This window comes from Flavobacterium pectinovorum, from assembly GCF_900142715.1.
Taxonomy (GTDB): Bacteria; Bacteroidota; Bacteroidia; order Flavobacteriales; family Flavobacteriaceae; genus Flavobacterium; species Flavobacterium pectinovorum.
In genome coordinates this window covers 831,324-846,904 of sequence record NZ_FRBX01000002.1, presented here as the reverse complement: position 1 = coordinate 846,904, position 15,581 = coordinate 831,324, and the positions used below count along the sequence as shown (strand labels likewise).

The 15,581-nt window shown below is 34.0% G+C and carries 9 protein-coding genes; 3 read left to right on the top strand and 6 right to left on the bottom strand.

Annotation, left to right across the window (positions count from 1 at the left end; translation table 11 throughout):
- Positions 1–21 precede the first annotated feature (21 nt).
- Positions 22–312, top strand: a complete 291-nt coding sequence (locus tag BUE22_RS10165) for an HU family DNA-binding protein (protein ID WP_042566188.1) — start codon at positions 22–24, stop codon at positions 310–312.
- Between the two features lie 406 nt (positions 313–718).
- Positions 719–2,263 (top strand): Rne/Rng family ribonuclease, encoded by a 1,545-nt coding sequence (locus tag BUE22_RS10160; RefSeq protein WP_073394930.1) that lies wholly within the window; start codon positions 719–721, stop codon positions 2,261–2,263.
- A gap of 218 nt (positions 2,264–2,481) precedes the next feature.
- Here BUE22_RS10160 and BUE22_RS10155 read toward each other — a convergent pair whose 3' ends face one another.
- From BUE22_RS10155 to BUE22_RS10130, 6 genes are all read right to left on the bottom strand, one after another.
- The gene (locus BUE22_RS10155; RefSeq protein ID WP_073394929.1) at positions 2,482–2,865 is read right to left on the bottom strand and encodes a hypothetical protein; all 384 of its coding nucleotides are present in this window, start codon (positions 2,863–2,865) and stop codon (positions 2,482–2,484) included.
- An 18-nt stretch (positions 2,866–2,883) separates the two neighbouring features.
- Positions 2,884–5,259: a penicillin-binding protein 1C gene (pbpC, locus tag BUE22_RS10150; protein WP_073394928.1), complete on the bottom strand. Its 2,376-nt coding sequence runs from the start codon at positions 5,257–5,259 to the stop codon at positions 2,884–2,886.
- 133 nt (positions 5,260–5,392) lie between these two features.
- Positions 5,393–11,083, bottom strand: coding sequence for an alpha-2-macroglobulin family protein (locus BUE22_RS10145; protein WP_073394927.1), 5,691 nt, complete (start codon positions 11,081–11,083; stop codon positions 5,393–5,395).
- A 209-nt stretch (positions 11,084–11,292) separates the two neighbouring features.
- On the bottom strand, positions 11,293–11,925 hold the full coding sequence (locus tag BUE22_RS10140) for a hypothetical protein (protein WP_073394926.1): 633 nt from the start codon (positions 11,923–11,925) through the stop codon (positions 11,293–11,295).
- A gap of 22 nt (positions 11,926–11,947) precedes the next feature.
- Complete coding sequence (locus BUE22_RS10135; RefSeq protein ID WP_042566300.1) at positions 11,948–12,391, bottom strand: nucleoside deaminase; 444 nt, start codon at positions 12,389–12,391, stop codon at positions 11,948–11,950.
- Between the two features lie 79 nt (positions 12,392–12,470).
- Positions 12,471–13,580, bottom strand: a complete 1,110-nt coding sequence (locus BUE22_RS10130; RefSeq protein ID WP_073394925.1) for a Fic family protein — start codon at positions 13,578–13,580, stop codon at positions 12,471–12,473.
- A 182-nt stretch (positions 13,581–13,762) separates the two neighbouring features.
- On the opposite strand from BUE22_RS10130, the gene BUE22_RS10125 reads away from it, so the two are divergent.
- Positions 13,763–15,550 (top strand): 1-deoxy-D-xylulose-5-phosphate synthase, encoded by a 1,788-nt coding sequence (locus tag BUE22_RS10125; RefSeq protein WP_073394924.1) that lies wholly within the window; start codon positions 13,763–13,765, stop codon positions 15,548–15,550.
- Positions 15,551–15,581 lie beyond the last annotated feature (31 nt).

Genomic DNA, 15,581 nt, shown 5'->3' with positions numbered 1-15,581 from the left:
ATAAATAAAATAGGAAAGAAAATGACGAAAGCAGATATCGTAGCGAAAATTTCAGAGAAACTAGGTCTTGAAAAAGGAGATGTTCAAGCAACAGTAGAAACTTTTATGGAAGAAGTTAAAATTTCATTAGAAACTGGTGACAATGTTTACCTAAGAGGTTTCGGAAGTTTTATCGTAAAAACAAGAGCTGAAAAGACTGGAAGAAACATCTCTAAAAACACCACTATCAAAATTCCAGCGCACAACATTCCTGCGTTCAAACCTGCAAAAGTTTTTGTAGAAGGAGTAAAAACAAACAACGAAGCAAAATAATACTATTAATTAATTATAAAATCGACACGATATGCCAAGTGGTAAAAAAAGAAAGAGACATAAGGTAGCTACTCACAAAAGAAAGAAAAGAGCGAGAGCTAACCGTCACAAAAAGAAAAAGTAGTTTTAAACTACTTTTTTCTTTTTAAACGTTCATTGAAATTGAAAAAAGATGAAAGAGTAAAGAAAATAGAAGATAGATGTAAAAATCTATTCTCTTTGTTCTATTCTCTACTAATCTTCTTTTCCCCGGGTTCAATACCTGTTAAAAATATTGTTTAATCCATCTGTAGATAAGATTTTAGATTTTAGTCCCGATAGCTATCGGGATAGATTTTAGATTTTTTTAATCTATTTTCTATTCTCTATATTCTATTTTCTGAAAAAACAGATAAAAATTTACAGTGTGAATAAAGAATTAATCATTAGATCTAGTTCTGAAGCCGTAGATTTTGCCTTATTAAAAGATGGAAAACTAATTGAATTACATAAAGAAGAAGAGAAAAGCAATTTTCAGGTTGGTGATATTTTTATTGCCAAAATAAGAAAACCAGTTGCCGGACTTAATGCTGCTTTTGTAAATGTGGGCTTCGAAAAAGATGCCTTTTTACATTATCATGATTTAGGACCTAACTTAGCTTCTCAATTGAAATTCATAAAACTTGTAAGCGCAGGTAAATTAAAAGATTTCTCCCTAAAAACCTTTCAGTTTGAAAAAGAGATTGACAAAGATGGCATCATTACTGATATTTTAAGTGCCAATCAATCTGTTTTAGTTCAAGTTGTAAAAGAACCTATATCTACCAAAGGTCCAAGAATAAGCGCTGAGCTTTCATTGGCAGGAAGATTTATTGTTCTCGTTCCGTTTTCTGACCGAGTTTCTATTTCACAAAAAATAGAAGACAAAAAAGAAAAGGATCGTCTAAAAAAACTTGTTCTATCTATCAAACCAAAAGGATTTGGTGTTATTGTTCGTACAGTAGCCGAAGGCAAAAACGTAGCCGAATTAGAAAAAGATTTGCAGAACCTGCTTGCCAGATGGAATGCAATGTGTAAAAAATTACCAACTGCTCATCATCCATCAAAAGTATTAGGAGAGCTTAACAGAGCTTCTTCAATATTAAGAGATGTTTTTAATGATACCTTTAGCGGTATCCAAATAGATGATGAAGAGTTGTACCATCAAACGAAGGAATATCTGCAAGAGATTGCACCTTCAAAACAATCGATTGTTAAGTTTTATCAATCAAACGACACTCCAATTTTTGAGAAATACAATATAGAGAGACAAATCAAAACTTCATTTGGAAGAACGGTTTCAATGAGCAAAGGCGCTTATCTTATTATCGAACACACTGAAGCTCTTCACGTTATAGACGTAAATAGTGGAAATCGTTCTAATAAGGCGACTAATCAGGAAGATACCGCCATGGAAGTAAATATGATCGCTGCCGCTGAAATTGCCAGACAACTTCGTTTGCGTGATATGGGCGGAATAATCGTAGTTGATTTTATCGATATGTCTAATCCTGAAAACAGGAAGGTTTTGTTCGACTTCTTGCGAGAAGAAATGAGCGACGATAAAGCAAAGCATAAAATCTTACCGCCTAGTAAATTTGGTTTAGTTCAAATTACCAGACAGCGAGTAAGACCCGAAGTTAATATTAAAACTAGAGAAGAAGATCCAAACAATGAACATGGCGAAATTGAAGCGCCAATTTTAATCATTGATAAAATCACCTCTGATTTAGACAGAATTTTAAAAACCCACAAGGGTGTTGTACTTAATGTACATCCGTTTGTGGCTGCATACCTCAGTAAAGGTTTTCCATCATTACGTTCAAAATGGTTTTTTGAACATAAGAAATGGGTGAAAATCATACCTCGTGACGCTTACACGTACCTAGAATATCATTTCTACGACAAAAAAGGAAATGTTATCAAAGAATAAAACAAGAAACCGCCTCTCGAAAGATTGGCGGTTTTTTTGTGCCTTTTTTTATTTTATTAGCTACGAATTCACGAATTATTATAAGTTCTAATTCGTGAATTCGTGGCTGTTTTTTAGGAGCAATTTCCAGCTATTCGTTACAATCTTTTATTTTTTAAAGAAAAAAATAAAAGGATTTCCACTTCTATCTGGGCTAGGCACTCGTTTTCATAAGAAGATTATTTACTTATATTTTTTATTTGAGTAAAGAAAAATGAACTACATGCAGATATAAAGCAAACTATTAAAATCGAACTAATAACAAATTTTGTTTCACCATCACCCAATATTGTGAAATTTTTAAAATCAAAATATTCAAAAGCAGACACAAGAACGCTCAATAAATAAACTAAAAAAACAAATAAACTACTTTGACGAAAGTTTGAAGATGATGCGTAATTATTAAAAAGATGTAACATTGAACCAATTGGTAAAAGAAGCGTATAAAAGAAAAGCCATAAAATAGTAAATTCTCCATTTTTAAAAAAGAATCCAAAGCCATAATGATAATTAAAAAATACTGATCCTAAAATAATTATCAGATACAGACACGTTTGTTTCATATATTATATTTTAGTTTTTTATTCTCTCACAATTTCAACTTTTCTCCTTATTTCATTTCCAAATTCATCAACTACAGTAACATAATGAAATCCTGCTGTCATCATAATGGGTTTTTCATGAAAAACTTTTGTTTCGCCTTTGTAAACATTATCAACGTACCAAAACAATTTATTTTCTCTTTGAGAATACGCTACTTTAAAAATTACCGGCTGTATTTCGCTATTAAAATCTTTTGTGAGATAAATTTTGCTGTTTGCTTTCGGATAAATAAAATCCATTGAAGCGGTTTGAGTACCGATACAATTTTCTCTAAATGGAGGCAAAGACAGGTATTCGATATGTTTGCCTTTGTAATACCAAGCCATAACCGGAGGTAAAACAAACCAATTTTTAATTACGATATTCTCTACACTTTCACAACTGCTATTAACCTGAAATTGTTCTGTTTGATCTAAATGTACGACTTTATGATACGGACAAATTGCTGTCGTTTTTCCTTTTTTACTGACCCATTGTTTTATTTTCGGGCATCCTTCTTTTGCCAGATAACCACTTAATTTACAAACTTCTACCTCATCTAAATCATCATAAGGCGTTTCGAACCATTTTTGCCTTGGCAGTAAATTAAAAACATCAAACAAAATAGGAGCCGCACTTGTAACTCCTGTCAAAGTTGGTCTTCCCTCGCCTGTTGCGTTTCCAACCCAAACACCCACTACATATCTCGAATTTGTTCCGATAGCCCAGGCATCACGATTACCAAAACTGGTTCCGGTTTTCCAGGCGATTTTTAACGAACTGTCATAAAACTTCCAGGCTTCGTCTCCTTCTGGTCGGTTTACTTCTTCCATTGCATTATACGCTAACCAAATTGAGCCGGCACCTAAAATATTCTTCTGATTCGTTTCGTCTCCAAAATCAGCCTCAAAATTATTTTCGTAATTCAGTTCTGCAAACTCTTTTGTTCTGTATTTTCCGTGACTTTTAGTATAATAATTTACCGTCGAAGATAAGTTTGCATATGAACGGCATAAATCCCATAAATTACTTTCGGCTCCGCCAAGAATAAGCGATAATCCGTAATGATCAGGTGTTTTATTTATATCTCTTAATTTAAATTTTTGCAATTCTTCATAAAATTTATTTACGCCAAATTCCTGCAGCATTAAAACTGCCGGAATATTTAGCGAACGGGACAGAGCTCTATGCGCAGGTACGGCTCCATCAAAAGTTAGATTAAAATTTTCTGGCGTATAACCCGCAATCTGAGTTGGTACATCTGCAACCAAAGTATTCGGCAAAAGTTCACCATCATCGAGCATTGCAGCATATAATAAAGGTTTTAGAATACTTCCGGTACTTCTTGGCGCATCAATAATATCAACATCTTTTTGGTGATCTTTATCTGTTGGTGCATTCCCAACATAACTTATTACATTTCTGTTTTTGACATCAATGACCAAAATTGCCAGATTATTGACTTCGTTTTGTTTGTATTGATTGTAATAATATTTCGCAATTTGATTTACTCTGTTTTGTAAAGCAAAATCAACCGTGGTTTTTACTTTTGTTCCTTCCTGATTTTTAGCAACTCGCTGTAATAAATGAGGTGCAATTTGAGGCAAATTATACGGTTTTCCGGGCAATGGCTCATCAACAGAAAGTTCATACGTTTGTTTATCGATTATACCTTCCTGATTTAATTTCAATAAAAGTCTATTTCTTTTTTCTAACAATTTAATCTGATTTTTTCCGGGATAAATTAAACTTGGCGCGTTTGGCAAAACTGCTAATGTTGCGCTTTCTGCCCACGAAAGCTGAGTAGATTTTAATCCGAAATAACGCCAGGAAGCCATTTCAAGTCCAACAACATTTCCACCAAAAGGTGCATGCGCGGCATACAAATCTAAAATTTCGTTTTTAGAATAACCTAATTCTAAACGTGTTGCCAGAATAAGTTCAATGAATTTTTCGAAATAAGTTCTGCTTTTTCCTTTTCGAGAAAGCCTTATTACCTGCTGTGTTAATGTACTTCCACCGCGAACTACTTTTCCGGCTTTTCGGTTTTGTTTGATAGCATTGACCATTGCAACAGGATTAAAACCGGGATGTTTATAGAAGTATTCATCTTCAAAATAAACGATACATTTTTTAAATTTATCGGGAACGCTATCTTGTTCCGGAAAACGCCATTGCCCGTCACGAGCAATTTTTGCGCCTAATAATTCTCCTTCTTCACTTTCGATAACGGTAGAATAAGGTTCGTGAAATAAAGTTCGTGGCAACGAGAAATAATAAATCAGCAAGAGTAAAAATACAATTGCTGATTTTATTTTATTTCTTTTTATCCAGTATAAAATGCGTTGAAAGAACGCTATAAGTTTATTTTTCAAAACAATTTCATTTTAGCCCACTGATTGTGCGGATTAAACGGATTTACACAGATTATTTTTTTATTAAATCTGAAAAACAAAACTAAAAACCAGTGTAAATCCGTTTAATCCGTTCTATCCGTGGGCAATATATTTACTTCACAACCTCAACCCAAAATCCTTTAGTTCTTGCTAAAAACGTATTATCATACATCGCTTCGCATTGCAATCCCGGTAAATAATAATTTCCTAAATAAGATGCATTCAGTAGAATTCTAAATACTTTGGTCTCGCCTGCTTTCATTCCAAAATAAAAATTTGTCCTGTCATCACGAATATCAATATAATCTGCAATATTGTTTGTTGCATCTCCGTAGTCAGTAAAACGGGTATTTACGATTTCAAACCCAGACGGAAGAATTTGAGACAATGCTACATTTTCAACGCGTTCATTTCGTTGATTTCTAACCGTAACTTCTGCAACAAACTCAGTTCCTTGTGTAATTCTCGAAACATCTATTGTTCCGCCTTTACGATTTTTGAAAACAATTCCGGCCGAAACATCATTTTGAACAACATTTTCCTGCCCAATTGGTAAAATTCCTGTATTTAATACACGAACATAAATGGTGTTCTTTTTATTATTTTTTAAAGTAATACTGTTTGATCCTGTTTTTACCACCAAACTTCTGTCAGCAACTGTCTTTGATGTTTTTACTACCTGAGATTTGCCGTCTTTACTAAACTGAACATCAATTCCTTTAGCACCATTATTTGCAGCAAATTTAGACATTGCATATAGGCAATATGCTGTTGTTTGCGTGCTCATCCATTGGTCACTTGCCATGTTTTTAGCCAGTTTTATAGCCATTGCAAATGCTTTTTCTTTTTGCCCTAACAATAACATCGTTTCAAGAGCCATTGCTCTGTTTCTGGCGCTTGAACCATAATAATAGTAATTATAATCACTTGTTTCATCTTCAATTTTACTATGTAAAAACAGGTTTTGACTTGCTGATTTTTGTCCTGCCAGAATATAAGCGGCAGCCAATCGCAATTTACTTTCATTAGAAATTCCTTTTGTTTCTCTTAATCTGTTCATCGAAGATAAATCTGAAGAACCAGCCAAAGCTAATGTATACAAACGATAAGCTTGTGCCAGATCATTTCCATAACGAGGTTCAAATCGCCATTGTTTGGCTTCTTTTTGTTGGTAGGAAAGCCATTTTGATTTAAAATTAATAGGTAAAACATAACCTTTTTTCTCTGCCTCAATCATAAAATGTCCAGCGTATGAAGTTCCCCAATCATCAGCAAGCGTATTTCCCTGCCAATAAGAAAGTCCTCCGTTTGGCAACTGAAAACCTCCCAATCGATTTATTCCGGCCGTAACATTCTTTTGAATCAGTTGTAAACGTGTACCATCAATATCAGCAACTTCATTTAAAAATAATTGTGGAAATACAGAGGAAGTCGTTTGCTCTACACAACCGTGAGGATATTGAATCAGAAACTGTAATCTTCCGTTTAAATTAATTGTTGGCATTGATGAAACTTCCAACTTAGCTTTATTACTTCCTGAAACTCCAAACGTTTTCCAGCTAATTGTTTTAGAGCTATTAGGTTCTAAAATCACATCTGTAAACGTATTCGTTACCGGATTTGGATTCGTCATATCAATTTCAACATCATAAACTGATTTTTCGTTCCCGGAAGTTGCCACAATTTGCACTTTTCCAATTCCGGTTAAACTGCCTACGGCCAGATTAAAATAAGCCATTTTTTCATCTGGTTGTGCAAATGTCAATCTTTGTGATGCACTTCCAATAACTTTCAATCCATTGCTGGTTTTGATCTGAACTGAAACATTTTTAATATTTTTTTCCATTGCAAAAACCGTAACCGGAATCGTTACTTTTTCTGATGGTGAAATTTTCCTCGGCAATGAAGCCAATACCATCAACGGACTACGAACCGGAGTTGCTTTTTCCACACTCCCGTATGCACTTGTATTGGCATCTCCTGCCACAACCATTGTTCGCACTGAACCAATGTATTTTGGTAATTTAATCTGATGTGTTTTGGTTTGTCCTTTTTCTAATTTAAAAGGTCCCAGATAAACCACAACCGGTTTAAAACGATTGGCTTTTTTGGCTTTTCCTCCACCCAAATCCTGATCTCCCCCAATACTGAAAATCTGATTTACTTTTCCACCATACGCACCAATAACATCATTGTAGACATCCCAGGTTTTTACGCCCAATGCTTCACGCACATAAAAACTATCCCAGGCATTTGGCGTTTTAAAACGTGTTAAATCCAACAACCCTTCATCAACAATTGCAATTGTATAGGTCATTTCTTTTCCGGATTGCTCATTGACTTTTAACGAAAATGTCTGTTCTGGTTTTAAAACATCCGGCATGGAAATTTTAGGAGAAAGAATCGTGTTTTTATCCACAACTTCAATCGGAACAATTCCGTACATTCTTATTGGCGAATCGTTTTTGGTCGTTGCGTGTGGTTGCAAAAGTGTAATATTAAAATACACATTTGGGGCCATTGCGGCTGTAACCGGAACTTCAACTTTTGTTTCGCCTTTTTTAGTTTCAACCCAAAGCGTCTGCACTACTTTTGATCCGTTTTCTATCGAAACCAATGCGCGTCCTCCTTCACTCGAAGGAAAAGAAATTTGCGCTTTTTCGCCTACAGCATACTCTTTTTTATCCGTAGAAAAAACAAGCATATTGGCAGTAGAAGCATCTGTATTTCTGGTTTTTCCAGACCAGATTGGCCAATCGATATTTACGGTTAATGCCGATGCATGTCCGCCAGCTTCATCTGAAACACGAATTAAATAACGTCCCCATTCTTCATCTGTCAATGCAAATTGAAAACTTCCTTTTCCGCTTGAATCTGTGTTTACTTTAAAAGTTTTATAAGATGTTGTTGCTTCTGATGAATTGTAATTGGATAAATTATCGCTTGAAGCATCCCACCACCAGCGCCATTCAACCTTGTATACTTTTACTTCAAGATCTTTAACAGACTTTGGTCTTCCATTTTCATCCACTGTTACAACATCAAATTTATTAGCCGTTCTGGTTTCCAGCATTCCGTATTTGTTTGGTTCAGGCGATTTAACTCCCACATATGTTTTATACGGAGAATAAGTTGTCGAGATAACATCTGTACTAAAATCTCCGCCTTCTTCATAAACTTTGGTAACAAACGCGGCTTTTAGCATTCCCGGTGCCTGACCTTGTAATTTAGGATCTATGTTTACGGATGCTCTTCCGTTTGCATCTAATTTTCCGGAGAAAACATTCACTTCTTCGGTACTAAACTGACGTACTAGATCATCAAAAACATATTTAGGATAATTTTTGAAAGTTGTGCTTTGCTGCGAAAATTTAGCTTGCATTTCTACATTCAAATTCTTAGCAATGGCACCATGAAGCCACGTTACTTCAAGATTACTTGTATTAGAATGTGACGAAGATAAAATAGGATTTCTAAAACTATTTTTGATTTTTAAACGATTTGGTTTAATCGTTTCTATTTTGATGCTTTTATAATATTTTGCTCCGCCTACGCTTACCATCGCTTCCCAATTTCCGGTTGGCGCATCGGGATCTGTTGGAACCGTAAAAGCGTAATGATTTAATTCATTCGTTTTTTGTACGGTTTGATACGTCACTTTTCCATTCGGATCTGTTAACCTGAATTTTATCGGATGCGCTTTGGGTAATTTATTCGCAGCATCATTTAAAATAAATGATAAATACAAATTATCGCCCGGACGCCAAACGCCACGTTCTCCGTAAATAAACCCTTTTAATCCTTTTTGTAAAGTTTCGCCGGAAACATCAAAATTACTTACCGAAAGTGAATTTCCGTCGTCAAGTTTAACATAAGTCGATTGATTTCCTAAAGTAACAATGGCAAAATAGGCAAATTTATCTAACTGAAATGAAGCAATTCCTTCACTGCTTGTTGCTGCTGTTGCCAGTTTTTGCTGCTGAAAACTATACAGATCAACTCTTGCATTTGAAACCGGTTCGGTTGTAATAATATTATTTACAGCAAAGAAATATGATTTATTTTCGCCTCTTTTGGCAATTACTCCCAAATCTGAAGCTAAAATATTGGTTCCTATTTTGGCATTGTAATAATACGAACCTGTACACGGATCCTGACTTTCTCTCCATTCATAATCATCATAATAATAATCATCGTAAGAGTTTCCACTGTAGTTTACGTCATTTTCATCGACTTCTTCCTCTTCTTCTGCAGAACTATCATCGCTTTCAGAACTTTCGCATTTGTATAAAGAATAGGTCTTTTTGTAGGAGAATTCAACTCTGTAAATTGCACCGGGTTCCGGGCTTATAATTTTGGACAAATCCAATGCAAAAGTGTTCCATTTACTCGGATTTATTAATGAATTTTCTTTAAGATTAAGTCTCGTTTTGGCGATGGGCTGCGAAACTCGTTTTAGGTTTTGTGTTCCGTTTAGTTCATTATTTTGAAGAAATTGTAAAATGTTGTTTTTATAGATTTTATACACTTTTACATCTACTGCACTTAAATTTACGGCTTCGAAATTCAGTTTCAAATTACTTGAACTTGGCAGGATTGTTCCGTTTTTGATAAGACGAACATTTGGTTTTATTTGATCAAAAGATATTTTTTCAGTATAATTATTTTTCATTTTCTGACCGTACTGGCTCTCGATTCCCTGAAAAACCTCCAATAATAATTCACCTGAAACAACTGCTGATTCCGGCTCTGGTTCTGCTACAACTTCCTCCTCTACAACCGGTTCTGCTACCGCAACAGTATCCACAGCAACACTTGCAGAATCAACTACAGCAACGGTAGAATCTACAGCAACAGCTTCGGTTTCTACTTCAACTTCGTGTACCACTTCTTCAACTGGTTTTTGATTACTGAAATATACTTTCAGGACATTTCCCTGAGTTGAGAACTTCAGATTATTGGTATTTTGTATGGAAACCAATCCTTTAAAATCCTGACCTTTTTCTAATGGTTCAGAAAAATTGATCAATACCTGTTGATTATTATCATCCGGAATATCGACTTTAACAATCTTAAAATCATTAATAGCTGTAATTGGAAAATCCATTTTGCCCTTTTGGTCGATATCAAAATCATTTCCATCATATGCAATCTCCAGATTACTTTCTGAATCTAATCGTTGAATGCTATCAATTATAAACTTAAATTCTTTTCCTGAATTTGGCGTTTTATTAAATTTAATTTTAACCTTATTTCCGTTTTGAGAAGCTTCAACCAATTTTTGGGCTGTTTCTAAATCTATATCATCTGCGGTTTTAAGAACACAATTCAGATATTGAAATTCTTTACTATAAGACTGAATATCCAGCGTATTGATGGTAAAATCCTGTTTTACAGTTTTAACAGTAAAATTAAAATCAGAAAGATCAGTTTTATCATCATCTGTTTTTTTAGGAAGTTCAATTAACTTATCTAAGTGTAACGTTACCTGATACTCTGTTCCTGCTTTTAGTTTTTCCTCTGGAATAAAAGCAATTGTATTGCTTGATAGTGCCACTACTTTTCCGTCGACACTTGGCGAAATATCAAACAAATCATTGTCTAAAACCTCATTTACTTTCCATTCTTTTTTATCGAAAGCCAGAACAACACGAATATCCGATTGTGCTGAGACAATTCCGCCTGTAAAACTTGTTATGTACTCTTTGAATAATGAAAAATCAGAGTTGAAATCTGATTTTTTGCCACAGGCCTGAAAAATTAAAAACACAAAAAACACGTAAACTAATTTTCTTGCTTTCACTTTGATAAAGGAGTTAATTGTTACAAATACTGTTAAATATAAAGAAAATGCGGTTTGATGATCTTAAAATCATATTAACAAAACACTAATTATATTCTAGTAAATGTATACTATTTTCCGAAGTATTTAAGAGGAAAATTCAGTTGCCTGAATTATTTTTCAGAAAGGGAAAGAAAGAATTATTGATAGCTTTTAGCAGAAAAAATGTTTTACATTTCTATACCTAATTTGGACAAATTTTCATCCATCTCACAAAAATGTTCCTCGGTATTGGCTGAATAAAAAAGTTGATTATTACTCATAATTATAATAACATCATCACTATAATTTCCATAAAATTTTATTCCTTCACACCATTGTTTAAAAGCAACGTTTTTATTTTTGTAGTTTTCAACGATAAAATCTATCTCATTTTGTTTCAATTCTTTAAATGATTCAGATGGAAATTGAAGTGCAAAAGCGGCCTGAAGAAAAGCCATTGCAGTAAAAAACTCTAATAAGGTTTCTGTTTCTAACAGCCATGTTTTTTGATCATAACTTATATAAACTGGCGGATTAGCATTTAATAAATCCTGTTTATTGATTCCCCAAACACAAGCTCTTTGATTCTCAGAATAAAATATCAAAAAATCATTATGTTGATAATATTGAAAACGTTCCGGTGTAATTAATAAATCTTGTGTCTGATTTAAGTCTTGAATTTTACCCAATTCAGCGTAATAATCAACAAATACTTGTGGAAGATTCCCAAAAATATTTTTAATTGTTTCTATTTCTTTATTTGCAAAACCATTAGATTCTGAAATGTGAAATAGTTTTTTTATTGTTGAAAAATCAGTCATAACATTGTTATCATCAAAAATATTATTTACGTCTCTCCATAAAAAAACGCTTCATTAATTCGGCCGCTTCATTGGCCATAACTCCAGAAACAACAGTTGTTTTTGGATGCAGTTTTGTTCCCATTACCATAAAACCACGCTGTTCATCGCGGGCGCCAAAAACGATTTTTGAAATCTGACTCCAATACAAAGCTCCTGCACACATTTGGCAAGGTTCAAGCGTAACATACAACGTGCAATCTTTAAGATATTTTCCGCCCAGAAAGTTTGCGGCCGCGGTTATGGATTGCATTTCGGCATGAGCCGTAACATCATTTAGCAATTCTGTTAGATTATGACTTCTTGCAATTACTTTATCAGCCACAACAATGATGGCACCAACAGGAATTTCGCCTTTTTCATAGGCCATTTCAGCTTCCTGCAAAGCTTTTTTCATAAAGTATTCGTCGGTGAAAGGATTTATCATAATTGCAAAAATAAGGTTTTGAAAATAATTTTTCTTAATTTAAGCATTAGAAAAATATCGACGAATCGGTAGATTTTAATTATTCTTTTACCGACAAATTCAAATCATAAGATCGGTTTCTACCTTCTCCTTTTGGTCTCAAAACATCTTTTTCTGTCAAATCCTGCAAATCTCTTGTTGCTGTTGCTCTTGAGGTTTTAGTAATTGAAATATACTTTATCGCCGTCATTCCGCCTTTAAAACCCGAAATACCATTCTCAAACATTTTTAAAACAACCTTTGTCTGTCTTTCATTCATTACATCTTTAAACTGATCTATGAATTTGCTTTTTGTTAATGTAAAAAGAACAATTTGTTTTGCATTTTTTTGAGATTCTAAAATCAAATTAGAAAAGTAAAAAATCCAATCTGTAATTTCGAGAGTTCGCTGTGCCATTTTTAGTGATTGGTAATATACTTTTTTGTTCTGTTCAATTGTACTTGAAATACTCATTAAAACAGGACGATTTAACGATTCTGAAAGACACTTTTCTGCAATAGCTCTTCCAATTCTCCCGTTCCCATCTTCAAAAGGATGTATACTTTCAAAATACAAATGAGAAATAGCCGTTTTAATCAAGGCTTTTTTAATATCGCTTTTTACTTCAAAATCATGGTACCATTTAATGAATTTCTTCATCTCCGTCGGGACCTGATTTGATGGAGGAGCCTCAAAATGAATAATTTCCTTATTATAACTACCTGAAACAATTTGCATCGGTTCTTCTCCTCTTCTATATTCGCCCGGAGTAACGTTTTTAGAATATTCCATCAGGATAGAATGCCATTCTTTTATTGTCAACTCCGTTAATTTATCAGAATAAGAGTTTCGAACCATTACCATTAGCTTGCCAATTCCCTGTGCATTTTTATCTCTAATCTGACTCACATTCTCACTAATCCCTAAATTCTTTTTAATGGAAGAAGTAATATCTTTTCTGCTAAAAAATTCACCTTCAATTTCAGAAGTTTTTATTGCTTCTGAAATCATAAATTGTAAAATGGTTTCTTGCTGAATTACTGTGGATAAAGAATCAACAAGTCCTTTTAATTCTCCTGTTTCAAATGCAAATTCAATACATAATGAATCTATTACAGAATCATCATATGTAAAGTTTTCCCAATCTGGTAGTTGCCAATTGTATTTCATGAGGCAATTAATTTTATTAATCGCCTCAAATATAGTAATTTTTTGAGGCAATTAATTCTGTTAATCGCCTCATTTTTCAATAAAATGATTTTATTAGATTTAAAATATCAAATAAATTTATCCTCAAACATTCAAAAACAATATTTTAAATTTAAAACCGTAAATTTGTTTTTTACTCTACAATGAAAAGCAATTTACTTTCAAACATATTCAATCCAGCCGATTTACGTCTTTTACAAGAGGCGCAATTACCTCAAATTGCTCAGGAATTACGTCAATTTATAATTGATGTTGTTTCTGTAAAAGAAGGGCATTTGGGCGCGAGTTTAGGTGTAATTGAATTGACAATTGCCTTGCATTATGTTTTTAATACGCCCGAAGATTTATTGGTTTGGGATGTTGGACATCAGGCTTACGGACATAAAATCCTGACTGAAAGACGAGAAAATTTTCATACCAACAGACAAATAGGCGGAATTTCCGGTTTTCCTAAAAGAGGTGAAAGTGTTTACGATACTTTTGGTGTTGGACATTCTTCAACATCAATTTCTGCGGCACTCGGAATGGCGATTGCCTCTCAACTAAAAGGTGATTTCAACAAACAGCATATTGCAGTTATTGGCGATGCTTCTATAGCTTCAGGAATGGCTTTTGAAGGTTTGAATCATGCCGGAGTTACTGACGCTAATATTCTTGTTATTTTAAACGACAACGCAATCGGAATTGATCCAAGCGTTGGGGCTTTAAAAAAATACCTCACAGCGGTCAAAAATGGAAAAAATCCGAAGCAGAATAATATGATCAAATCTTTGAATTTTGATTATTCAGGACCAATTGATGGTCATGATCTTCCGACTTTAATCAAAGAATTAAACCGTTTAAAAAAGACAAAAGGTCCTAAATTCCTTCATATTGTTACAACAAAAGGAAAAGGTCTACAGCAAGCCGAAGAAAATCAGGTAAAATATCATGCGCCTGGAAAATTTGATGCTTTAACCGGAGAAATTCATTTGAAATCTGAAGAAAATCTTCCTCCTAAATATCAGGACGTTTTTGGTTTAACCCTTTTGGATTTAGCCAAAAAGAATGAAAAAATTATAGGAATTACACCCGCAATGCCATCCGGAAGTTCTTTAAAATTTATGATGGATGAAATTCCGGAGCGTGCTTTTGATGTTGGCATTGCAGAACAGCACGCCGTTACGCTTGCCGCCGGAATGGCAACTCAGGGCATGATTGTGTATTGCAATATTTATTCGACTTTTTTACAGCGTGCCTACGATCAGGTTATTCATGATGTCGCTTTACAGGATTTGCCTGTTATTTTTTGTCTGGACAGAGCGGGTTTGGTTGGCGAAGACGGAGCAACGCATCACGGTGTTTTTGATATTGCTTATTTAAGATCAATCCCAAATATGATAATTTATGCGCCAATTAATGAAATTGCGCTTCAAAACATTTTATATACTGCTCAATTTGGACTAGAGCATCCTATTGCAATTCGATATCCGAGAGGTCGGGGCATTATTTCAAATTGGGAAGTAGAAAATTTCGGACAATACGAAAATATTAAAATTGGCGACGGAAATTGTCTAAAAAGCGGTACAGAAACAGCCGTTTTATCAACTGGAACAATTGGCAATAATGTGATTGCTGCCTTAAACGAATGCGGAAATCCTAAAACTATTGCCCATTACGATTTTCCATTCATTAAACCTTTAGATCACAATATATTACATTATACTTTTGAGAATTTCAAAACCCTTATTACTATCGAAGATGGTGTCATCAGCGGAGGTTTTGGAAGTGCTATTCTTGAATTTGCAGCAGCAAATAACTATACGAATAAAATACAAATTCTGGGCGTTCCTGATGTATTTATTGAGCATGGAACTGTCTTACAATTACAACAATTATGCAAAATTGACGTTAAAAGTTTAGCAAATCTTTTTTCTAACCGTTCAAAATAATTATTTTGCGCAGTCAAAAAAAAAATCAAAA